Genomic DNA, 22,372 nt, shown 5'->3' with positions numbered 1-22,372 from the left:
GGACAAAAGCTAGGTTTATAAGGAGCTCCTCGTGGAATCCGTTATTGTTTTCAGCTTGCGCATCGCTCTACTGGTGCTCTTATGGCTGCTGATCCTGCTTGCGCTGTGGATCCAACGTAAAGACGCCAAGGTGGCCTCGCAGTCGAGTGGCGCCCCCGTAGCTGCGCCGGCCATTCCTGGCGCGGTGAGCGTCGGCAAGCCTGCAAAGCGAGGTGGCACGCCGCGTCAGATCGTGATCGTTGAGGGCCCTCTGATGGGCTCGCGCCTGGATTTGGGTTCGCTGGATGAAATTACGTTGGGCCGGGCCAAGGAGTGCACGTTTGTTGTGGGCGACGATTATGCGTCTGCACGCCATGCCCGCTTGATCAGGCGCGGCAACGAGTGGTTTGCTGAGGACTTGGATTCCCGCAATGGCACGTTTGTGGACGGTTATCGCATTGACCAACCAGAGAAGATTAGCACTGGTAGTGACATTAAAATCGGGCGTACAACGGTGAGGTTGGTTGCTTAATGCTCAGACTTAATTATGCGGTGGCCTCCGACCGAGGCCTCGTGCGAGGTAACAACGAGGACTCGGCGTATGCGGGTCCTCACCTCATTGCGCTTGCCGACGGCATGGGCGGCCACGCAGCCGGCGAGGTGGCATCGCAGCTGATGATCAAGCACCTCATGCCGCTCGACGCCAGCCCCGACGACAACGATATGCTCGCGCTGCTTGCATCGGGCGCCGACGACGCTAACCGGGCGATCGCACAAGGCGTGCGGGATGAACCGGCCACCAACGGCATGGGCACCACGCTCACCGCAATCATGTTCAACGGCACCGACCTGGCAATGTGCCACGTCGGCGACTCGCGCGGCTACCGCTATCGCGACGGCAAACTTGAGCAGATCACTGTGGATGACACGTATGTGCAGTCGCTCGTGGACAAAGGCGAACTCTCCCCCGAGGACGTCTCCACACACCCGCAGCGTTCCATGATCCTCAAGGCCTACACGGGCCGTCCCGTCGAACCCACGCTCACCATGCTGGAGGCGCGCGCCGGCGACCGCCTCTTACTGTGCTCCGACGGCCTCTCTGATCCAGTCACGCACTCGACTATAGAGACCGCCATTACCTACGGAACGCCCGCCGAGGTCGCCCGCAAGCTCGTAGACCTAGCGCTGCGTTCCGGCGGCCCGGATAACGTCACCGTGGTGGTCGCGGACATTGTGGAAGGCCCCAGCGACGGCCAAGAACTCCCCGTGGTTCCCATGACGGCAGGGGCTTTGAATGGAGAACAACCGGAAGACCCCCGGCCGGATACCTCCGCAGGACGTGCCGCCATGGCAATCGCGGCGCGCCAGCCGCAACCCATCCCGGCGCGCGACGCACACGCACCCACCGCGAATCAGACCGATGCCGCAGCTCCTAACGAGGCACCAACCAATGGCGAGAAGAAAAGTAGGCGCGGTAAGTTTTGGGCCGCTATCATCGCGCTTCTTGTGATTGGCGCAGTCATAGCCGGTGGCTGGTGGGCAAAAACCACGATAGATAACAACTATTACGTAACCACGGCCAATGAAGAAGGTCTAGAAAACGCCATCGTGATTGAACGAGGCGTAGATATCGACCTCTTTGGCAAGCCGTTGCACTCCACTTACCAATACGCCTGCCTCAACTCCAGTGGCGATCTCACCCTCATACCCGCAGATTCTCACGACGCCTGCCAGCGCTTCCGGCTCAAAGACCTCACCGAGTCCGCGCGCAGTTCCGTCGCTAGCCTGCCGGAGGGCAACTACAACGATGTGCAACAGCAGGTGCAGCAGCTAGCCAATCAGCTGTTGCCGGTGTGCATCACCCGCGAGGCAGTGGCTAAGCCGGAGGAGAAGAAGCCCGAAGATCAGGCAGCTAATGGCTCCCCTAGTGCAGAGCCACAGCCAGCTGCTCCGCAGGAACAGGAGGGTGCGCTACCAAGCACAATGCCAGAGCCGGGTGATCTCTCCACTCCCGGAGTGACCTGTAGGGAGGTGAAGTAGATGTCTTTTGCTCAACGCCTTGCTTCACGACGCATCGAGTTCGGGTTGCTTGTCCTGGCCACCGTCCTGATCGGGGTCACCCTGATCAACCTGAATATGGCGCAGGGCCTCAAAGTAACTACGGAGACGCTGTGGGTGATCGGTGGATTCATCAGTGTGTTCACCATTGCGCACCTCGCCATCTGTTTCACGGCCCCCCATGCGGACCAGCTCATGCTCCCCGTGGCCAGCGTGCTTAACGGGCTCGGGCTAGTGACCGTCTACCGGCTCGACTTGGCCACTGGAAAATCACTGGCCAGCCGGCAGGTTATATGGACGCTCGTGGCCATCATTTTGATGATCGTGGTGCTCGTTGTGATCCGCGATCACCGAATACTCTCCCGCTACTCCTATATCCTGGGGCTTCTTGGCCTTGTGCTTCTCGCGCTGCCGCTTGTATGGCCCACCAAGATGAACGCCGACGCGAATATCTGGATCTCCATCGGCCCCTTCTCTGTCCAGCCTGGCGAGTTTTCCAAGATCCTGCTGCTGCTCTTCTTCGCGCAGCTGTTAGTAAACAAGCGAGCGCTCTTTAACGTGGCGGGCTACCGCCTCTTTGGCCTCGAATTCCCTCGACTGCGCGACCTCGGCCCTATCTTGGGCGTATGGTTCTTTGCCATCCTGGTGATGGCCGGAGAAAATGACTTTGGCCCAGCACTCCTGTTGTTCAGCACCGTATTGGGCATGCTCTACCTAGCTACCAACCGAGTCTCATGGCTGCTTATCGGCGCCATGTTGGTGGGCATCGGCGGTACCACGCTGTACCAGATCTCCTCCAAGATCCAATCCCGCGTCAACAACTTTATGGATCCCCTGGCCAACTTCAACGGCACGGGATATCAGCTCTCCCAGTCTTTGTTCGGGCTTTCCTCCGGCGGTATCGCCGGTTCTGGCCTCGGGCAAGGCCATCCCAGTCTCATTCCAGTCGCAGAGTCTGACTTCATCCTTGCTTCTATTGGCGAGGAGATCGGGCTCGTAGGGCTGGCAGCCATTCTGGTTCTCTTTGCGATCTTTATTACCCGTGGTTTCCGTACTGCATTGCGTGCCCGCGACTCCTACGGAAAACTCGTTGCCTCTGGACTCTCCCTCACCATCGCTATCCAGGTATTCGTGGTGACCGCCGGTATCACAGCTCTGATGCCGATGACCGGTTTGACCACACCGTTTATGTCCCAAGGTGGTTCCAGCCTTATGGCCAACTACATCCTCCTTGGATTGATCCTGCGGATCTCCCATTCGGCGCACTCCGCACAGTCTGGTGCTGTGGGAGCTGCCGCTCAGGATGGGTCTTCTGCTGGGCGTAGGTCAGTTGCTAGCGAGGAGGCTCAACGATGAACCGATCAATCCGTTTTACCAGCATCTTCGCTCTTCTTCTCATTCTGGTTCTCCTGGTTAACCTGACCAGGATCCAGGGCTTTAGCCAAGAAAAGTATGCGCAGAGTCCTTACAATCGACGCGCCTTCATCGAGGCAAAGTCGCAGGCCCGCGGCCAAATCTCCGCCGGAGGCCAAGTGCTAGCTGAGTCCTATAAAGACGAAAATGGCTACTATCAGCGTCGTTATGTCACTAACCCCATCGCTTACGGCCCGGTGCAGGGATACCTATCCGATATTTATGGTGCCGCAGGCCTGGAATCGAGCTACAACGGGATCCTCAACGGCACGGATGATTCCCTGGGATTCTCGCGTTGGTGGGAGGATATCCTGGGCAAGAAGCATAAGGGCGCTAACGTAGAGCTCACGCTGATCCCCAGTGTGCAAGAAGTGGCGTACAGCCAGTTGGCCAACGCTGGCTACGAAGGTGCTGTGGTAGCACTGCGCCCCTCTACCGGTGAGGTCCTCGCCATGGCGTCTACCCCGAGTTTCAACTCTGCTGAGATCGTCGATCCCGCAACTGCAGAGACCACATGGGCAGCACTCAACGCCAATCCGGGCAACCCACTCCTCAACCATGCGACCCAGGAAATCCTGCCGCCTGGTTCCACGTTTAAAGTGATTACGGCAGCTGCGGGTCTCAACGCCGGGTATGGCCCAGATTCCAAGCTCACTGGCCAATCGCAGATCACGCTTCCGGGAACCACGGCAACGTTGGAAAACTACGCTGGTCAAACGTGCGCTGGTTCCAATGAGGTCACCCTGGCCACGGCTTTCCAGCTGTCCTGTAACACGGCCTTTGTTCAGATGGGCATAGATACAGGGGCTGAAAAGCTGCAGGAAGCAGCCAATGCTTTTGGTGTTGGGGATTCCTACGATCTTGGCATCGGTATGGCACGCGGAACGATTGGAGACATTTCTTCCGCAGCAGCCCGGGGACAGTCCGCAATCGGCCAAAAAGACGTCGCGATGTCGGTTCTGCAAAATGCCGTCATCGCTGCGACAGTGGCTAATGGTGGCAAGCGGATGGAGCCACACCTGGTATCCAAGATCGTTGGCCAAGATTTGAAGACGATTTCTGAGACCAAACCCCGCGAGCTCAACCAAGCGATCACCCCTCAAGTAAGCACGACGCTGACCGAACTCATGCGGCTTTCGGAGCGCCATACAGCGGGATACACCGGCGCGGACATCGCCTCCAAGACAGGTACTGCCGAGCACGGCGAGGATTCTCGAAACTCCAACCCGCACGCCTGGTATATCGCTTTTGGCCCCTCTGTTAACGCCGATGTTGCCGTGGCTGTGGTGGTCAAGAATGGTGGTTCTGCTGGCCAAGCAGCAACTGGTGGTTCAGTGGCTGCCCCGATTGGCCGGGCAGTGATCGCAGCGGCTCAAGCAGCGCGTGGTGCGCAGAGATAGGACTGACATGAGCACTGATTACAATTCTCCAGATCCCGCGCTCCAGGCCCTCATCGGCGACGATTATCGTCTCCAGTGGGTCGTGGGCACCGGCGGCATGTCTACGGTATGGCTTGCCGACGACACCCGCAACCAGCGCGAGGTGGCTGTCAAAGTTCTGCGCCCCGAGTTTTCTGACAACAACGAGTTCCTCTCTCGCTTCCGCAATGAGGCGCTCGCCAGCGAGAACATCCTCTCAGAAAACGTTGTACAAACTTTTGATTACCGCGAACTCACCGACCCCTCCGGCCGAACCCTGTGCTTCATTGTCATGGAGTACGTGCGTGGTGAATCCCTCGCAGACATGCTGGCGCGTAAAGGCAGCCTCGACGAGCACCTTGCTCTCGATGTCCTTGAGCAGGCAGCTCATGGCTTGTCCATCATCCATAGGATGGGCATGGTGCACCGGGATATTAAGCCCGGCAACCTCCTGATTACTCAAAATGGCCAAGTAAAAATCACCGATTTTGGTATCGCTAAGGCAGCTGCGGCTGTCCCACTAACCCGCACGGGCATGGTGGTGGGCACGGCGCAGTATGTTTCTCCTGAACAGGCCCAAGGTAAAGAGGTCACTGAGGCCTCTGATGTGTATTCCCTGGGTGTTGTTGGGTATGAGATGCTCGCTGGCACGCGTCCTTTCACTGGCGATTCTTCTGTCTCAGTGGCAATTGCCCACATCAATCAGGCGCCACCGGCTCTTCCCACAACAGTCTCCGCCCCGGCGCGCGAGCTCATCGGTATCGCTTTGCGTAAGGATCCAGCGCATCGGTATGCCGACGGCAATGAGCTTGCGCTAGCAGTATCCGCTACTCGTATGGGGCAACGGCCTCCGCAGCCGCAGTCAGCACAGCTCCAGCAGATAGCACCCGAGCCAACACCTACCGCCTCAACGTACGCATTAGGTCAAACGGCACAGCCCACCACGGTCATACCAGCAACCGAGGAGGTTCCGCAGACTGTTGCCGTTGGTCAGGTAGCAGGACCGCGTACTGGCTATGGTGCTGCTCCAGCAACGATCCCGCCGGAGGAAAATAAAAAGAGCTCTGGTGGGGTGGGCACGGGTCTTGCCGTGGGGGTTCTCCTCGCAGCATTGTTTGGTGCCGGCATATGGGCTGCTAATCAGGGTCTTTTTGGTGATTTATTGGGCGGAAGCGACCAGCCCAGCAGCTCGGTTAACCCTGCGACGATTACCGCCACGGTCACGGAAACGCCTACGATTCGTGAAGAACCACGGCCGATCCAGCGCCCACAGGAAACTCCTACGCCTACCAGCGAGCCATCGGAGTTCCCCGATGCCTCGGAGTCTGTTGTTCCGATTCCGTCTACTGACGATCCCCGGACAGCGCCGACTGTAGATCTCAATGATGGGTCACAGATCCCCTCTACTCATCGCAATCCGGCTCCCAGTCCAACACGCGGAAACGGTTCCGACCCCATCGCCGATCTACTGAACAGTCTTAATGCCCCAGAACAAGGAGGTGCCCCATGAACGATGTGATTGCTGGCCGCTATGAGCTTGGTGAGGTCATCGGCACGGGTGGAATGTCAGAGGTGTACTCTGCCACCGATACTCTCCTTGGTCGCGAGGTTGCGATAAAGATGCTGCGCGCGGACCTTGCGCGCGATGTGAACTTCCGCGAGCGGTTCCGTCGAGAAGCTCAAAACTCCGGCAGACTGAATCATCCCGCAATCGTTGCGGTGTACGACACTGGCGAGACCGAGCGCGCTGGTATCAGCACGCCTTATATCGTGATGGAACGCGTGCACGGCAGGACCCTGCGAGACATCGTGAGGGAAGACGGGCCGCTTTCTCCGACGGAAGCCGCACAAACGTTGCTTCCGGTATGCCAGGCGCTGCAATTTAGCCATGACGCGGGGATTATCCACCGCGACATTAAGCCCGCAAACGTGATGATCACCAATACGGGCACTGTAAAAATCATGGACTTCGGCATCGCCCGTGCGCTTGACGACGCCACCAGCGCCATGACGCAGACCTCCGCAGTGATCGGCACCGCCCAGTATTTATCCCCGGAACAAGCCCGAGGCAAGCTTGCCGACGCCCGCTCCGATGTCTACGCATTGGGCTGCGTGCTTTATGAGACACTTACGGGACGCCCTCCTTTTGAAGGGGAAACGCCTTTCGCCGTCGCATATCAGCATGTTCAAGAGGACCCGGCAAAACCCAGTGATTTTGTTTCTGATCTCACTCCCACCGCTGCGGTGAACGTGGATGCTGTCGTGCTCACAGCAATGGCCAAGCACCCCGGCGATCGCTACCAAACGGCTATGGACATGGGGGCGGATCTTGAACGCCTGGCTCGTCATGCTGTGACAGAAGCTGCTCGCCACTATGTTTCGCCGGCGAGTTTGATCAGCCAAGAACCCAATCCCACCACCATCGTCCCTGTTACTCAGCTCGATCAGCCAGGACCTGCCTCAGCTGCGCCGCACACCGAGATAGCTGGGTATGAGCGCTCTGCGTTCACTGGCCCGGCTCATGCTGCGGAAGAAGAACGCTCCGGTATGAGCAAGGCCATGAAGGCCATTCTCGCGGTTCTTGCAGTGCTCGTCCTTGGTGTCGGTGGTGCTTTTGCCTATGATTTTGTGAGCAACAGCAGCAAGAATAGATCTCTTGTCAACATCCCCAAGCTGGAAAAGACCTCTCAGCAGGACGCTGTGAATCAGCTAGAGCAGCTGGGTCTGCAGGTCAACTTGATCGAAGAGGCTAACCCGGAGATTCCACGAGGGAAAGTCATCAGAACAAACCCCACCAGCGGATCCTCAGTACAAAAGAACACCACTGTCACGGTGGTTGTCTCTTCTGGCAAGGAAGTCACAGAAGTCCCCGATCTTGCGCGCAAGAACACCGCGGATGCCGCGAAGATTCTTGAAGAAGCCGGCCTTCAGCTGGATTCGACTGTGCGCGAGGAGAGCTCAGATAGTGTTCCCAATGGAGAAATCATAGAGCAGACACCGAGTGCCGGCTCGCAGGTTTCCCGAGGATCAAAAGTGGTCATCACTGTGTCTACCGGAGTGCAAAACGTTCGCGTCCCGGTAGTGACGGGAATGAAGTGGGATCAGGCGGAAGGCAATCTCACTTCCTTGGGATTCGTCCCCGATGTACGCACTGTCGACGCCCCCGAGCCAGCCGGTACCGTTGTCTCTGTGTCCGGCGAGGGCACTGAGGTTCCTAAAGGATCAACTGTCACGGTCAAGGTATCCAACGGACAGATGTTTAACGTCCCTAACATCACCCGACTCACCGTCGCTGATGCGGTGAGAGCGCTCAACGCTGCAGGGTGGACAGGTACTGCATCTAAGATCACGCAAGGCGAACGGGTGCCTACGGTGTCTTTGTCTGATCAGAATTTGATCGCATCCCAGGTGCCGGCTGCCGGCACGCCGCTGCGCAAAGATGCCCCGATAGAAATTCATCTCTACGAATTCAGCCTCTCGGCCCTTACCAACCCGCGCTAGTATCCCTGATACCCACGCGCAGGGCTGGTAAGTCCACCCAAAGCTGATAGATTAGTTCCATTACGTGACCTGCGGGCCACACCAACGATATACAGACATACAAAGGTGCATTATGCCAAAGTCAAAGATCACCCAGAGCTCCGCTCCTTTTGCGTCGAGCTCTACTACCAACCGTACCCCGGTGAAGATCAACTCCACTGGAACCCCCGTGTGGTACAAAACCATCATGTTCGGTCTTATCCTGGCCGGTCTGCTGTGGCTTATCGTCAACTACCTCGCAGGTGAAGACATTGCCTTCATGATGTCTCTTGGCGCGTGGAACTACGGCATCGGCTTTGGCCTGTTTATCGTGGGTCTTCTCATGACCATGGGCTGGCGCTAGCCTCCCCCGCTTAGTCTTTAGGCATATCGCGTGATCGGTTACGCGATATGCCTTTTCTCTTTCACGCATCGTTGGATTGGCGACACAGAAAAGAGAAGAGCCACAGAGTTGTCTCTGTGGCTCTAATTTTTTAAGCGTTAATGCCCGAGCATTCTTATTTCTTAGGAAGCAACTCCTTGAGGTCTTCCACGATCTGCATAGCGCCGGTGGGCCCAAAGCCTAGGAACCATACGTCATCGTTAACCTCATGTGCCTGACCATTCTTTACTGCGCTGAGGTTCTTCCACGCAGCACCATTAACAATGGCGTCTTGGCCAGTGGCATCGGTCTTGCCGTAGCTGCTATAGAAGATCACGCTTCCTTCTGCCTGGTCAATGGTCTCAGGGGAGATCTCGGTAGCCAGCTCGTCAACGTTCTGGTTCTCCGGACGGGTAATTCCTGCGTCTTTAAGAATCACGCCGATAAGAGACTTGTTGGCGTAGAGACGGATGCGCTTAGGCATGAAACGAACAAGTGAGACCGTGGTGTCTGCTGGCACGGAATTCTTGATGCCCTCAACCTTGGCGGTGTACTCGTTCAGCTTTGCTTCTGCTTCTTTTTCCTTGCCTAGAGCCTCGCCGATGAGGAGGAAGTTTTCTTTCCAGGGGAAGCCGGGGCGTATGGAGAAGACGGTCGGTGCGACCTCAGAAAGCTGGGCGTAGATTTTTTCTGCACGCAGTTTGCTGCCCATGATCAGGTCGGGCTGCAAGGCAGCAATCTCTTCTACGTTGATCTCATTGATCGTTCCCACGCTCTTCGCGTCTTTTACTTTGTCTGCAAGGTAGCTTGGAACAGGATTTGCGCCCTTCGTAGTCACCATTCCCACGGGGGTGATCCCCAAGGAAAGAACGCTATCTAGTTCGCCAGTGTCTAGAACGACCACGCGCTTGGGTTGTTCCTTGATCTCGGTCTCACCCAACGCGTGCTTGACGGTGCGAGGGAATTCACCTGGGGCTGCGTCGCTACCAAGCTTTGCAGTTTCCGCGTCAGCCGTGGAAAAGTGTGCGCCACCGGTGGCTACATCGGAGTTTCCTTGTCCGGTGTCCTTGGATTGTTTTTCTTCAGTAGAACATGCTGCCAGCGCAAAGACGAGGGAGACAGAAACAAGAAGAGCCAGCATCACAGCGATGCGACGACTCCATAGGTTCAGAGATTGAGTATCTTTCACATTGTGCAGTTTAGCCTAAACTAATTACTGTAGTTAACATAGAACAATGGTTTCGACCGCCACCTCCAATTCCGACTCACACCGCAGCTTCCCCGCGAAGCATCCGCGCACCACCCAACGGACACGCCGACCCCTGATCGCCGTAGTAGCACTGCTAGTAGCACTGCTAGTAGTACTGCTTGCAGCGTTAAGCGTCGCCAGTGTCATGATCGGCGCGAGACTCATCCCGCTCCCCGAGATCGCCAACGCCATACTCCACCCAGATCCCACTAATGTGGCCTCCACGATTGTGTGGGACAGGCGCATCCCCCGCACCCTCCTTGCCCTTGTTGCTGGCATGTCTCTTGGCCTTGCTGGCACACTCTCGCAAGCGCTCACCCGCAATCCCCTGGCAGACACCGGCGCGCTGGGAATCAATTCGGGCGCAGCCTTTGCCATCGTGGTGGGCATAGCCCTCTTTGGCGCATCTTCCTTGTGGGTGTTCTTAGCACTCGCCCTCGCGGGCGCATGCGCTGCCGCAGTGGTGGTGTACTCAGTGGGCACGCATCGTGCGAAAACGGCAGACCCGGTCCGGTTGGTTCTATCTGGTGTTGCCCTGAGCGCGATTCTTTCCGGAATCGGCGAGGGACTTTCTCTGGTTAACCACCAGGCCTTTGACCGGTTAAAGAGCTGGATGGTGGGAAGCGTGGACGTCGGCACGCTTACGCCTCTAGGCATCGCCGGCGCTGGTCTTGCGTGCGGCATTGTCCTCACGATCACGTGCGCTCATGGGCTTAATGCGCTGGCGCTGGGCGACGCCATGGCCACGTCCATCGGTGCATCCACCGCGCGCATCCGCTTCATTTCTTTTATCGCCATAGTGATCCTCGCGGCCAGTGCTACTGCCACAGCCGGAGTGATTATCTTCCTTGGACTTATGGTTCCCCACGTCGCGCGATGGATCGTGGGACCAGACCTCCCCCGAGTGCTCGTCACGTCTCTCCTTCTCGGGCCACTCGTCCTTGTTGCCGCAGATATTCTGGGCCGCTTGATCGTTCCCGGCGAGTTTCCCGCCGGAGTGGTCGTGTCCTTTATCGGCGCACCCTTCCTCATTGCGTATGCCCAAAGCCGGAAGGGGGAAATGTGATGATCCACCGCCGTTCCTTATACACCGTGTTCGTTCTGGCGTTGTTGCTGGTTCTCTCCGCGGCAGTGGCCGTTTCACTGCCAGGTGCAGGCATCACTACTGCCAAAGTCTGGTCAGTTTTCCAAGGCACTGAATCTGGTCTTGCTCACACCATCGTCTTTTCTTGGCGAACCCCGCGAATCGTCACAGCTCTCTTTGTCGGCGCTGCCTTAGGAATTGCGGGATCGCTATTCCAGGCGCTAACCCGAAATCCGCTGGGTTCTCCCGACATCATTGGCTTTAACACTGGCGCCTACACTGGGGTTATTCTCACCATGATGGCGGGCATGACCGGTTTCACTTCCGTCGCTTTCGGCGCCCTCGTCGGCGGATTAGCCACAGCCCTCGCGGTTATGTTGTTCTCCGTCCGCGTGCGTATCGACGGCCTCCGCATCATCCTGGTCGGCCTTGGCGTTTCCGCAATGCTCTCGGCTTTCAACCGCTGGCTTATCACCCGTGGCGACCTCAACACCGCAATGTCTGCCGCCAGCTGGGGCGCCGGAACCCTCAACGGAATCCGTTGGTCCGTAGCCACCCCTGCCGTCATAGCGCTGGCCATTATCGTGGCACTTGCTCTACTCCTAGGCTCTCGCATTGACATCCTCAACCTCGGCGACGATACCGCCACGGCACTGGGGCTGCCAGTTAACCGCAGCAAGCTTATGTTGCTGATCGTGGGAGTCCTCCTCGTCGCGATCACTACCGCTATCGCCGGACCCATTTCTTTTATCGCGCTGGCCGCTCCGCATATCGCTCAACGCATCACAGCCAGCCCCCGCACTCCTTTATTAGTCTCTGCACTCACAGGGGCGACGCTTCTTCTTATTGCAGACATCATCGCCCAGCGGGTATTCTCCCCCGTTCAGCTTCCCGTGGGACTGGTCACCGTGGTTATCGGCGGCATATATCTACTCACGCTCATCGCCTCAGCTTCTCGACGCGCCTAAGGATTCCCATGCACACACCCGCAACTGCCTCCCCAGATTCCTCCTCCGCAGCCAATACTTCCGCGCTTCGCACAGAAAACGTCACCCTCAGCTGGGATAAGCATGTGGTGAGCACCGACCTCAGCGTCGATATTCCCGCAGGAAAGTTCACGGCAATCATCGGCCCTAACGGATGCGGAAAATCAACATTGCTTAAAAGCTGCGCCCGCATTCTCGCCCCAGACACCGGCTCTCTTTATCTCCACGGGCACGACCTCACCCACCTGCACACCAAGGAGATAGCCAAACAACTCGCACTTCTCCCCCAGAGCACCATCACCCCAGCCGACATCACCGTAGAAGAACTCGTCCGCCGCGGACGATTCCCCCACCACAATTGGCTGCATCAATGGACCAAAGAAGACACTCGGGCCGTCGATGCTGCGCTCAGTGCCGCCAGCGTTAAAGAACTCACTCACAAACGCGTCACTGATTTATCTGGCGGGCAGCGCCAGCGCGTATGGCTTGCCATGGTTCTCGCACAGAACACCCCCACCGTGCTTCTCGACGAACCCACCACCTTCCTGGACATCGCCCACCAGTACCAACTCCTTGAACTAGCACGCTCCCTGACAACCCAGCTCAATCGCACCGTCGTCGCGGTACTTCACGACCTCCAGCAAGCCGTCCGCTACGCCGACCACCTGATTGTTATGAAAAACGGAAGCGTCGTAGCCACAGGATCCCCCAAAGACGTGATCAGCGCAGAGCTCATATCCGAGGTCTTTAACATCACTGTTCGTACCACACTTATCGACGACCAACTCATCGTCATCCCAACCGAATTACCAGTTCCAAACGTCGCAATGATGCAGGACTAGGGCCTCCCCTGTATTACGGGAGGCCCTAGAATGCGATGCCGACTTGGCGGCTACCAGCTCACCACGGATTATCTGCGGCAGTGGCCAAGTGATGGGTATCGGAGTGTTTATCTACCCACGTCTTGATGGCTTTGAAAGAGTTTTCAGTGCCTGCGTGACGGTAGAAGTGGGTCACTTTAAAACCAAAGATCATTCCGTCTACGTGGGCTTTTTCTAGGAGGTCATTGACGCGATCATCCTGGCCTGTAGTGATTGTCCATCCAAAAGTTTTACCGAGTTTTCCTTGGTCGCGAGCTTCGCTGGATTTACGCAGTTGATCGCATGTCTTATTGCCGTCGCCATAGCAATTACCAAACCCTTGGTTGATGTTGTAATACCCATAGTCGGCAATCTTTTGTTTGGTCAGGATCTTGTCTCCTGCTTTTGCAAAATCGTTCAGCACGTCGTGCGTCGGCCCGCTGAGCGCTACTGCCTCGTTATCGCGCAGATCAGAAGTAATTGTCTTCCATCCTGGGCCGCCAACTGTTTTATAGAATCCATACAGCACTCGAACACCTGCTGGCTCAAGGTATTTGCGCGCTAAGTCGCGCAGCGCGTTAATGGAACACACGCTATGAGGGTCTGTGCAGTAATCAGGATTCTTAATATCGAGCCAGGTGAAAGTGATATTTGCTCCCTGCTTCCGCTTTTCAGCGATATGTTTAAAAATCGCCTCTGCAGTAGCTCCTGCGCTGGTGGGAATGCCATCATGGTCCGCCCACCAGCCACCGTGCCATGCCGTGAAGTCAATTTCGAGTGCATTCGCACCAATTGCGACTGCATCGTCTACGCCTTGAGTAGTGAGGACCCTGTGCGCAATCGCATAAACGGGCCGGTTCCCTGTGGAAGCTGCGTCATGTGAAACAGGCGTTGCTACCGCATTTCCTACAGGAAGTAAGATTCCTATAATTACAGATAAGAATAAAACAACTTTTTTCCTCATCGTTCATCCCTCTACATTCGGTGCATAACGGCAAAAAGATGCCACACCATCGTTTGCGGATAGATTTTTCGCGGAAAGATGCTCAAAAAATGGTCACTGACCAGTGTGAACAACCTGCGCTATACCCCCATTGTAAAACTTAAACCACTATAAAATCAATGGTTATTTCCTGTAACTATAGCTCACATAATTTTTAGTAAATTGACAGTCACTGTAAAAAAGTTGGCTTTTAATAAAAGGAATCAAAATAAGTCGTGAAAGGCTAGCGCTATCAATCAGGCATTATGCATGGACAATAACTGTGTAAAATATGTCAAAATAGCCAAAGTTTTTATACTTAAAGGCCAAAAAGTGTGTCCAATATTGCTGTTTTTAGGCTATGTGTAGCAGATTTAAAGCTGCTAATTATAAATTATGGCTTCACACCCATACGGGCATCACTGCGACATATGCGGCAGTACCTTAAAGAAAAACGGCAAAACATCCGCAGGGAAAACCCGGTACCGATGCAAAGGATGCGGAGCGTCGTCGACAGCAACGCGATCAGGAACGCTGCATCAAAGACAGATGAAAGCCTTCATATCATGGCTCTTAGGCAACTCACGCGATAAAAGCGATGTTTCACGAACCCAGCGCCGCTTAACATCGTGGTGCTGGCAGGTTCCCGTTCCGCAACCATATATGACGGACAAAGCGTGCATATTAGTGATGAATGACGGCACGTTTTTTCACTCGTGGTGCCTCATCGTGGCCTATAACAACACCCATGTGCTGGGATGGCAATGGGTAGACAAAGACAATAAAGCCGCGTGCACACAGGTGTATACCTATTTTCCACGGCCAAGTGCCGTGGTTATCAGTGGAGATGAATCCACTGCTCAGGCGATCCACTCCATATGGCCAGGGGTACCAATACGTCGATGCTTATCGCGCATCAAAGAAAGCGTTTATCGGAAGACGTCACAAGCACCCCACACGCAACCCGCGATAGAGATCAAAAACCTGACCGAGTCCCTTAACTACGTTTACACCCCCGAGCAGGCAAAACTGTGGCTCGATCGCTATAACAGCTGGGAGACTACATGGAAAGAGCTGCTGAAGCACCGCACAGATTCTCCCAACCCTAACCACAATAAAAACAATTGTGGATGGCAGTGGACGCATAAAGAATTGCGATCAATCCGCTTAATGTATAGGACTTTGATCAAAAAAGAAGAGCTCTTCTTTCAGTTCACAGAACCCGCTATCACCATCAGTGACGTAGCTTTGCCCTACCGTACTTCGCATCTAGGAGACGACATCAGCGCGGACATTAAAAATCTCTTCCGCACACACCGCGGCATCACCCACGAACATGCCCGACGCATGGTGGAGTGGTATCTCAATAGTAAAACTGAATTTCCTTTTATACCCGAGCGAATTATCAAACACGACCACTGGGAATAATCGATTCCGCCCTGCAGTATATGCAGAGAAGTGGCCTCTCGTGCTTCTGTGAGAGACCACTTCTTAAAAACCTTACGCAAACAGCGCTTTGGTCTTTTTTAACCAGTCCGAGCGCTCTTGCACCACAGGCACGTTAATATGCTCCGCCGAGGTGTGCAGATCGGCGCTGCAGTGATGAATCTGAACCCGCGCAGTATCGCGTTTGGTGCCAGAAAGATCACAAGCAGGGATGCGATGAAGCACATCGACGTCCGCAGTAGCACCTAAAAAGAACGGGAACGCTGGCGCGAAAGCCTTCCGCCCTAAATAGGTGCTGAACTTCGGCGCACGTAGCGCGTCACGCAACAGCTCACCATGCGTGTCCGATGCGACTTCGACGATAAATTCAGCTTCTGCCAGGTAGGTCCGCTGGATAATACTTGTCATTCCGCGTCCATCAGGAGTTAAACGAGTTGCCTTAGCACTGGGCCGTTTTCCCGTCGCAAAGATCAGACGCTCACGGAACAGCATCTCCTCTTCATGGGCTGACACCGTTTGAAAATCATCCACGAATTTTCCAGGATGATCCACACGAACCCGAAAGCTAAGACGATTAAGCCAATCGGGCCACTCGTCACGTCGATAGCCACAAGCACCCGCGATGAGACCTACTAATGCAGAATGTGTGGGGATTGGTCCCGTTCGTACAAAGTTTCCCGTTACAGCGGGCCCTGCCCATGACTGCAACGGTCCAGCTAATCGTAGATATACCGAGGTAGTTGTCATACGATCACCAGTTAACGCTGAATCCAGGCAACAACTTCGTCGATAAAGCCATTCTTGTCAGAATACTTAGCACCGGCAAAGAACTCAGATACCTCGGGGTAGGTGCCAGAAACTACCTGGGTTTCCCCAAAGTTATCTGCGTCGAAAGCCCTGGCAGAGTCATACTGACGTTTCAGTTCTTCCACGGTCGGCTTGAGGTAGCCGCCTTCACGAGCATCTGCTTGGACAGGGGACTCAAAATCATAAGCACAACGGTAGGATTGTTCTTCCGCCAAGATCAGGGCGGGCTGGACAAAAGGCGCCGTTGAATGCTGTTTTCCGCGGGAAAGTCCATAAATGATCGCATTTACTAACGCAGCAAGGTTTTCCTTTGCGTCTTCGCGATCCAATCCAGTCCAGCTTTCGCGCAATTGTTCTTTATCAATTGTCACTGTCCGATAGAAAACGCCGGTGGTGTACTGTACTGTGCCACGCCAAGATAGGTTGCTCCAGTATCGCGATTTCGCTCACGAATATCATCGACCGTGGAGAAATAGTCCGTAGCAATCGTCACGCCGTGAGTTGTCACCGCAGGAGACACACTCAGAGCAGCCTCGGTTCCTTTCTGCGGAGCAGCTGCAAACATGCGACCAAAGGCAGCGATAGCCAGCGAACCTGTCCGGCCGTCCTCGATAAAGTCTTTCTTTTCCGCTTGCTCAACCACGCTCACAGCGGCGGCTTCTAGCTCCTCGGCGCTGAGCCAAATCGAACGATCTGATTCACCTTCAGATTCATTAGCCTCGGCAACCTTTGTCAAGGTACCAATGATCTTCTTCACTGCTTTTTCTAGCGCTTTAGTGTCTGCCTCAGGAGCAAGTACTTTCGCTCTTTCAAGCACGTCGTCCGCGATACGACCTGAACGCACCGAGGTGTCCAAAGAGGCTTCCTCGTATTTAGTACGAATTCCCTTTTTAATGGACTGGGAGCTCAATAGTGCACATGTCACTCCGCCTCGACGAACATTCTTCGGTGTACCAGAATCGTCACGGTTGAGGTTGGAGTAAGGAACAGAAGCAACAACGTGAATAGTGAGATGACGAGACATTATTTTTCTCCTTCGGAAGAGCTTTGTGGATCAGTGTTTTCTTTTTGTTTGGTGCTGTAAAAATCGCGCAGGACACTGAGTCGATGCTTTGTCGACGCGTCTGTAAACCCATTTCCCCAATACCAGAAAAGTTCGACAAACTGATATGGGTTTAATTTGGTAGTCACGTTTTTTCTGTCGGCAAATGCCATGATGCGCCGCAAGAAGAAATCGCTTCTTCCAGATCCTGCGTATGCAGATATTTGATTCGAGACGCCACCATAGAATCGGGTTCTGACTGCCCTTGTTTTCCGTCAAAGGCAACACGGTTCACCCATTGACCTACCGATGAAGCTGTAGCTTTTTCACCACTGGAAACAACATCCGGATACTCGGCCAACGCTGCCATGCAACGTAGCAAAGCAGTTTTTGTGCTCCTGAGTGTTTTTCTCCTAAAAATGGCAGAACATACGAGTAAGCACGGAACTCCGTGTATGTTCCAGACCCGGCGCGAAGTGCCGATCGTTTGGCCCGAAACTCCTTATCTTTCTTTCTCTGAGCAAACTCGGCTACCAAAGGTGTCCATGATTGCTTGGGTCTACTAGTTGTCACTTCTGATCACCTTCATTTGTCTCTGCGATCTTGCTTGCCAAATAAGAATGGATGCGTCGACGCACTTCATAGGCCTGGCTGGGATTCTGCAGCAGATAGGGTTCAAGGACCATATCGAACGCCTTTTGAGCAGTACTAACAGCGTCTTTTTCCAATTCCTTGAGAGTCTTTTTCGCTTGAGCGCGAACTTCTTTCCTTGTCTCATCTCCAGACACTTGTTCTGTGAAATAAAGGATGAATTCCTCATATATTGGTGCGATTTCCCGCCAAAAAGTCGCGTTCATCTTTGGTCGCTCGCTGGCCAAACTATCCAAAACTCTTCGTCCTCTATCGCGGTCGCTCTTGTTCTCGCGCCTAAACGGACTCAACACGATATTTCTCAGCGAGAGAATAAAATCTGCTTTGCCTCGCACTTGTTTCTGCAGCGCTCCGGTGGTGTCAAAGACCCACTGCTGCTTTCGAGCTTTAGAAACCACCGACTCACGGATCATCGCAGAGGAAGCATTGCCACCTATCTGGTGCCTGATGAACAATAATGAGTCTTTTTTAAAATCGACTCTTAATGCGCGACCGCGCACTCTATCAGCTAATGCGGTGGACAAGTCTTCTGCAACCCACTCCACAGCCAGTTCTGTGAGGTCCCGGCTTAAATCAAGGCGCTTTGCTTTTAAAGCTCCACCCTTATCCGGTTGATAGAAGTAGAAAGGATCCTCGGTATTTCTTTGATCCCACCATTCTTTTCTAGCCTCGGGCTTGCTTCCCATCTCAAGGGCATACCATTCTGGAGGAATTCCACCTATGCCCACACCAACTAGAGTTTCTCCGTCCCAACAACATGCTGCAGTATTAGAACTCCACGTCGCACGCCATAAAGGATGCATTTCCCCATTGGGTTTTCTGGATTCGGCACCTGTTCGATCTAACCAAGCAGGCAATCCACCTGGTTCGCACCATTCCAACGGAATGGATTTAAGTAAAGATAGCAGTGGCGTTTGCGTTTGGGCTTCAATGATGAATTCCGTGGCCGTGTTTCCACTGCCAAGGAACCTGATGCCTGGTGATCCGTTGAGGCACTTTGCGCCATCGTATTTCGAGTTTCCAGTAAATGAATACATAGAGAAAACCATCAACGCAACAATCGCGTCTACAGCTTCCAAGGATTCAGGCTTTAGCTTCTCCAAATTCCAATAAATCTGGGATTTTTCACTGGGGGCGGTTGGCGATAATTTCCAAGCAGGATCTTTCCCTGGACCTACATACCGGGCAGTATCCTTCGGATTTTCCCCCTCCAAAAGAGGGCGCTGGAAAAAAAGATTTTTCCCCTCAGTCAAACTTATTTTTGATCCTAAATCATCAAGTATTTGAGATATAAATTCTGGATCAAACCTCAGTTCAAGGCTAGTTTCCTTCCCCTCCAAAAACGAAGGATCGCGTTGCACTAGCACTGCAGTGAGTGAGGTAAGTAATCGCCAAATCGCCCCATATTCATATCCAGGAATGGAAAGATACAAATGGAGAGATTCTTCATGACTGGAATGAAAAAACTCTTCCACAGTCATGGGCCCCTTATTAGTTTTTATGAATGGAAAGTCTTTAAAAACATTGCTTTTCATGGTCCCCTTCCTTCAACTTTAAGTTCTCAAAACAGTTACCTAAAATTACCTAAAATTTAAAAGTCTGATAAAGTTAGGACAAGGGAGAAGAAGCACCCTACCCCCGCAAAACGCAAGGAATCATTGGCCAAGGTGCTTCTTCCTCATTGAGGCTATACAGAAAGAGGTCTACCATGCCAAACACTATTTTTAGAATAGTGGTCTGCTACCGACACTCCGGTCACTCTCCTCACCGCAACAATGCCTGCATGGCAAAGAGAAAAATTCCATCTCTCTTACACCGGAAAAGAACCCCACTTTAAAGGAGTCTTTCCTTCTCTAGAAGGCTGATCGACACCTAGTAAGAACACAGAAACCAGCCAGGAAAACATCCCCATTGAAGCTTCCACTATCCCAATCCACATAGACAAAATTGCACACAATGAGATTGTGGATTCTCACGTGCAGTGGGTTATCGAGCAGAGGAAACTTTTTCCACAAGCACGGATTGGCATTATCTGTAATACGGTTGGTCGCGCGCAATCCATTGCAGAAGCTCTAGCCCATGAGTCACCGATTGTCTTACATTCTCGTATGACCGCGGGGCATCGTAAAGAAGCAGCAACAAAGTTAGAACAAGCAATCGGCAAAAAAGGAACAGCAAACGCCACCCTTGTTATTGGCACACAGGCAATCGAGGCATCCCTTGATATTGACCTCGATCTGCTCCGAACCGAGCTGTGCCCCGCTCCCTCTCTTATTCAACGCGCAGGAAGATTGTGGCGACGTCTTGATCCACAAAGGGAGGTACGTGCCCCAGGGATGGTGGGGAAAAGCTCACCATTGTAGTGATGGATTCACCTAGTACAGGACAAACTCTCCCCTATCTACGCTCGCAGTTATACAGGGTGGAATCATGGCTCAAACAACGAGACCGGATTGAATTCCCTGCCGATATTCAGGATTTTATTGATGCAACTACGCCTGGGTTGCAAGAGCTCTTCCAAAGAGTGTCATTACCGGAAGATTGTAGTTCTGCCGAAGAACGCGAGACTCTCGCCGATGATTATCTCAACGAGGTTGCCTCTTGGGTCACTAAACAGCGCCAAGCAGGTACATCGCGTATTGATTTTGCAAAACATGGGAAACCACGACAGGTTTTATCCTCTGATTGCGTAGTAGAGGATTTTCTTCAGATCACTTCTGCAAAGGATCTGGAAGAAAGAGCTACTCGACTCATCGACTATCCGACTACTTCGGCGATTCTTTGCGATCCTACGGGGACGATTCCTGGCGCGTGGACGGGTAGTGTGGAAAAGCTTATAGCAATTTCTTCCAAAGACAGCGAGTTTCTCCGTAGGGCACTCCGTGCGTCTATTTCGATACCACGCTCAGATAAATTTCTCCCGATCACCAGCAGGGAGGTCCCGCTATCAGAGGCAAAACCCTGCTCTCTGGTTATTCAGCCGTACGTACACATCCAGCCTGAAGAATATGACCTCCAGAGCGGTTTGAAAGGCCCACAAAAGTGAGTTATTCCAATGAAGCCCTCGCATTTTCTACTATCCCAGCTTCTGAACAAATCAGGCTCGAAGACAGAGTATCTTTTCTGTATCTCGAATATTGCCTAATCAGACAAGACAGAACAGGGGTTATCGCTGTAAGCCGTGGCGACGAAAAAGCCCCTGCCGAGTTGAAAGATCTCCCGATCAAAGCCCGAATCCAACTTCCTGTAGGAGGGCTTGCGGTGCTCATGTTGGGGCCAGGAACTAGCATAAGTCAGCCTGCCGCTACCTCCTGTGCGCGAGCAGGTGTCTCCGTCTTATTTACCGGTGGCGGTGGTGTTCAAGCATATAGTTTGTCCACCCCACTTACGTCCTCTGCACGATGGGCCATCGCACAAGCACGTCTTGCATCAAACGAAGCCAAACAACGGACAGCTGCCCGAATCCTATACAAACGACAACTGGGCATAGAAGAAATAGAAGCAGACTCCATCGCAGTTATGCGTGGCGTTGAAGGCCGGACCATCAGAAACCTATACAAAAGGCTCAGTGCTCAACACAAGATCAAAAATTTTAAGCGCGATACTAACGCCACTGATCCTGTGAACACCAACCTTAACCTGGGAAATTCCATCCTTTACGGATGCGCCGCCTCTGCATGCGCAGCACTAGGAATTAACCCAGCTCTAGGGATCATTCACCGCGGAGATATCCGATCCCTCCTCTTTGACCTCGCCGACCTCTACAAACCAACACTCACAATCCCCGCTGCTTTCAAATGCGCTAACAACGACGACGATGGTTCCGAGTTTAGAAGACTCGTGCGAAGCGAAATCGTGAATCAGGACCTCCTCAAAAACATGATCCACATTATGATGGAGATCCTCACTCCGCATCTCCCCGAGCGTACCGATGACCGCCTCATCGGCGGAAGAAACCACGAAGTCCCAGGGCACACACAATACGGTGGTAAATAAATGTTTGCGGTCATCCAAGGACATAACCTTCCGAACCACCTCAACGGCTACCTCAGTCGTTTCCTTTCCGAAGTGGACGCAGGTCTTTATGTAGGAGTTCTATCCAGAGCTGTCATGGAAAACCTTTGGGAAAAATGCCACTCCGTAGACCTAGCAGGATCTCTTACTCTGATTCACCCGCAATATGATGCTGAGCAAGGGTTCAGAATCCGCACAACAGGAAAACAACGCCGCCCCGTCGTTGATCTTGATGGTCTTTTCCTCTCTGCTCGTGGTCTAATAGAAGATGTGCGTTTTGCTGACCCCCTGGATGAAGCCGATGCAATTATTCCAGACGAAGTTTTGGAGGATTTTTGCTCGGAGAGTGAGTAAACGCGCAGGTTATTTAGTCTTTTCTCCGCGTATGCGGAGGTAGTTCCATCGCCATCCCTGAACTGGACAATTATATAGTTTGTCCCCGAAAATTCTCCGTTGATAGGAATTTGATATACCGACAAATT

Annotated in this window: 20 protein-coding genes and 1 pseudogene; 15 read left to right on the top strand and 6 right to left on the bottom strand. The window is 53.7% G+C overall.

Annotated elements, in window-relative coordinates; translation table 11 throughout:
- The first annotated feature begins 31 nt into the window (after positions 1 to 31).
- The 7 genes from ET810_RS04900 to crgA all read left to right on the top strand — a co-directional run bounded on the left by ET810_RS04900 (position 32) and on the right by crgA (position 8,751).
- Complete coding sequence (locus ET810_RS04900; RefSeq protein ID WP_087453094.1) at positions 32 to 511, top strand: FHA domain-containing protein FhaB/FipA; 480 nt, start codon at positions 32 to 34, stop codon at positions 509 to 511.
- Complete coding sequence (locus ET810_RS04895; protein WP_087453093.1) at positions 511 to 2,019, top strand: PP2C family protein-serine/threonine phosphatase; 1,509 nt, start codon at positions 511 to 513, stop codon at positions 2,017 to 2,019. Before ET810_RS04900 ends, ET810_RS04895 begins: the two co-directional genes overlap by 1 nt.
- Positions 2,020 to 3,393: an FtsW/RodA/SpoVE family cell cycle protein gene (locus tag ET810_RS04890; RefSeq protein WP_134316097.1), complete on the top strand. Its 1,374-nt coding sequence runs from the start codon at positions 2,020 to 2,022 to the stop codon at positions 3,391 to 3,393. It begins immediately after the preceding gene.
- Positions 3,390 to 4,850 carry a penicillin-binding transpeptidase domain-containing protein gene (locus ET810_RS04885; RefSeq protein WP_087453091.1) on the top strand — a complete coding sequence of 487 codons (1,461 nt, stop codon included), beginning with the start codon at positions 3,390 to 3,392 and terminating at the stop codon, positions 4,848 to 4,850. The genes ET810_RS04890 and ET810_RS04885 overlap by 4 nt, the downstream gene beginning before the upstream one ends.
- Before the next feature lie 7 nt (positions 4,851 to 4,857).
- Positions 4,858 to 6,378, top strand: a complete 1,521-nt coding sequence (locus ET810_RS04880; RefSeq protein ID WP_087453090.1) for a serine/threonine-protein kinase — start codon at positions 4,858 to 4,860, stop codon at positions 6,376 to 6,378.
- Positions 6,375 to 8,369 carry a Stk1 family PASTA domain-containing Ser/Thr kinase gene (gene pknB, locus ET810_RS04875; protein ID WP_087453089.1) on the top strand — a complete coding sequence of 665 codons (1,995 nt, stop codon included), beginning with the start codon at positions 6,375 to 6,377 and terminating at the stop codon, positions 8,367 to 8,369. The genes ET810_RS04880 and pknB overlap by 4 nt, the downstream gene beginning before the upstream one ends.
- A 112-nt stretch (positions 8,370 to 8,481) precedes the next feature.
- Positions 8,482 to 8,751: a cell division protein CrgA gene (crgA, locus tag ET810_RS04870; protein ID WP_087453088.1), complete on the top strand. Its 270-nt coding sequence runs from the start codon at positions 8,482 to 8,484 to the stop codon at positions 8,749 to 8,751.
- A gap of 154 nt (positions 8,752 to 8,905) precedes the next feature.
- On the opposite strand, the gene ET810_RS04865 is transcribed toward crgA, so the two are convergent.
- Positions 8,906 to 9,958, bottom strand: coding sequence for an ABC transporter substrate-binding protein (locus ET810_RS04865; RefSeq protein WP_087453087.1), 1,053 nt, complete (start codon positions 9,956 to 9,958; stop codon positions 8,906 to 8,908).
- Positions 9,959 to 10,004: 46 nt separating this feature from the next.
- Here ET810_RS04865 and ET810_RS04860 point away from each other — a divergent pair, with 46 nt between their 5' ends.
- Genes ET810_RS04860 through ET810_RS04850 form a run of 3 tightly spaced genes read left to right on the top strand, consistent with a single transcriptional unit; the run spans position 10,005 to position 12,930 of the window.
- Positions 10,005 to 11,084 carry a FecCD family ABC transporter permease gene (locus ET810_RS04860; RefSeq protein ID WP_087453086.1) on the top strand — a complete coding sequence of 360 codons (1,080 nt, stop codon included), beginning with the start codon at positions 10,005 to 10,007 and terminating at the stop codon, positions 11,082 to 11,084.
- On the top strand, positions 11,084 to 12,070 hold the full coding sequence (locus tag ET810_RS04855) for a FecCD family ABC transporter permease (RefSeq protein WP_087453085.1): 987 nt from the start codon (positions 11,084 to 11,086) through the stop codon (positions 12,068 to 12,070). The genes ET810_RS04860 and ET810_RS04855 overlap by 1 nt, the downstream gene beginning before the upstream one ends.
- Before the next feature lie 8 nt (positions 12,071 to 12,078).
- Entirely contained in the window at positions 12,079 to 12,930 is an 852-nt protein-coding gene (locus ET810_RS04850; protein ID WP_087453084.1) for an ABC transporter ATP-binding protein, read from the top strand.
- 58 nt (positions 12,931 to 12,988) lie between these two features.
- Here the strand turns inward: ET810_RS04850 and pld are convergent, their stop codons facing one another.
- Positions 12,989 to 13,912: a phospholipase D Pld gene (pld, locus tag ET810_RS04845; RefSeq protein WP_134316098.1), complete on the bottom strand. Its 924-nt coding sequence runs from the start codon at positions 13,910 to 13,912 to the stop codon at positions 12,989 to 12,991.
- A 414-nt stretch (positions 13,913 to 14,326) separates the two neighbouring features.
- Between pld and ET810_RS04840 the strand changes: the two genes are divergently transcribed.
- The gene (locus ET810_RS04840) at positions 14,327 to 15,358 is read left to right on the top strand and encodes an IS1/IS1595 family N-terminal zinc-binding domain-containing protein (RefSeq protein WP_087453082.1); all 1,032 of its coding nucleotides are present in this window, start codon (positions 14,327 to 14,329) and stop codon (positions 15,356 to 15,358) included.
- A gap of 72 nt (positions 15,359 to 15,430) precedes the next feature.
- Here the strand turns inward: ET810_RS04840 and cas5e are convergent, their stop codons facing one another.
- The 4 genes and pseudogenes from cas5e to ET810_RS04820 form a co-directional block, all read right to left on the bottom strand.
- Complete coding sequence (gene cas5e / locus ET810_RS04835; RefSeq protein ID WP_134316099.1) at positions 15,431 to 16,123, bottom strand: type I-E CRISPR-associated protein Cas5/CasD; 693 nt, start codon at positions 16,121 to 16,123, stop codon at positions 15,431 to 15,433.
- Positions 16,124 to 16,134: 11 nt separating this feature from the next.
- Positions 16,135 to 17,207, bottom strand: a pseudogene (gene cas7e / locus ET810_RS13295) (type I-E CRISPR-associated protein Cas7/Cse4/CasC).
- A 163-nt stretch (positions 17,208 to 17,370) separates the two neighbouring features.
- Entirely contained in the window at positions 17,371 to 17,595 is a 225-nt protein-coding gene (locus ET810_RS12485; protein WP_225870212.1) for a hypothetical protein, read from the bottom strand.
- A gap of 199 nt (positions 17,596 to 17,794) precedes the next feature.
- Entirely contained in the window at positions 17,795 to 19,411 is a 1,617-nt protein-coding gene (locus ET810_RS04820) for a type I-E CRISPR-associated protein Cse1/CasA (RefSeq protein ID WP_087453078.1), read from the bottom strand.
- Between the two features lie 429 nt (positions 19,412 to 19,840).
- On the opposite strand from ET810_RS04820, the gene ET810_RS12480 reads away from it, so the two are divergent.
- From ET810_RS12480 to cas2e, 4 genes are read left to right on the top strand one after another with little or no spacing between them, the layout of a single operon-like run.
- The gene (locus ET810_RS12480) at positions 19,841 to 20,239 is read left to right on the top strand and encodes a helicase-related protein (RefSeq protein WP_225870213.1); all 399 of its coding nucleotides are present in this window, start codon (positions 19,841 to 19,843) and stop codon (positions 20,237 to 20,239) included.
- A gap of 2 nt (positions 20,240 to 20,241) precedes the next feature.
- Entirely contained in the window at positions 20,242 to 20,922 is a 681-nt protein-coding gene (locus tag ET810_RS12475) for a hypothetical protein (RefSeq protein ID WP_225870214.1), read from the top strand.
- A complete protein-coding gene (cas1e, locus tag ET810_RS04810) occupies positions 20,919 to 21,872 on the top strand; it encodes a type I-E CRISPR-associated endonuclease Cas1e (RefSeq protein ID WP_087453077.1) in 954 nt (317 codons plus the stop codon). The genes ET810_RS12475 and cas1e overlap by 4 nt, the downstream gene beginning before the upstream one ends.
- Positions 21,873 to 22,244 carry a type I-E CRISPR-associated endoribonuclease Cas2e gene (gene cas2e, locus ET810_RS04805; protein ID WP_087453076.1) on the top strand — a complete coding sequence of 124 codons (372 nt, stop codon included), beginning with the start codon at positions 21,873 to 21,875 and terminating at the stop codon, positions 22,242 to 22,244.
- The last annotated feature ends 128 nt before the right edge of the window (positions 22,245 to 22,372 follow it).

Source organism: Corynebacterium silvaticum (assembly GCF_004382825.2).
Taxonomy (GTDB): domain Bacteria; phylum Actinomycetota; class Actinomycetes; order Mycobacteriales; family Mycobacteriaceae; genus Corynebacterium; species Corynebacterium silvaticum.
Note: the sequence above shows the minus strand (reverse complement) of the source record. Positions and strands in the feature narration are given on the sequence as shown.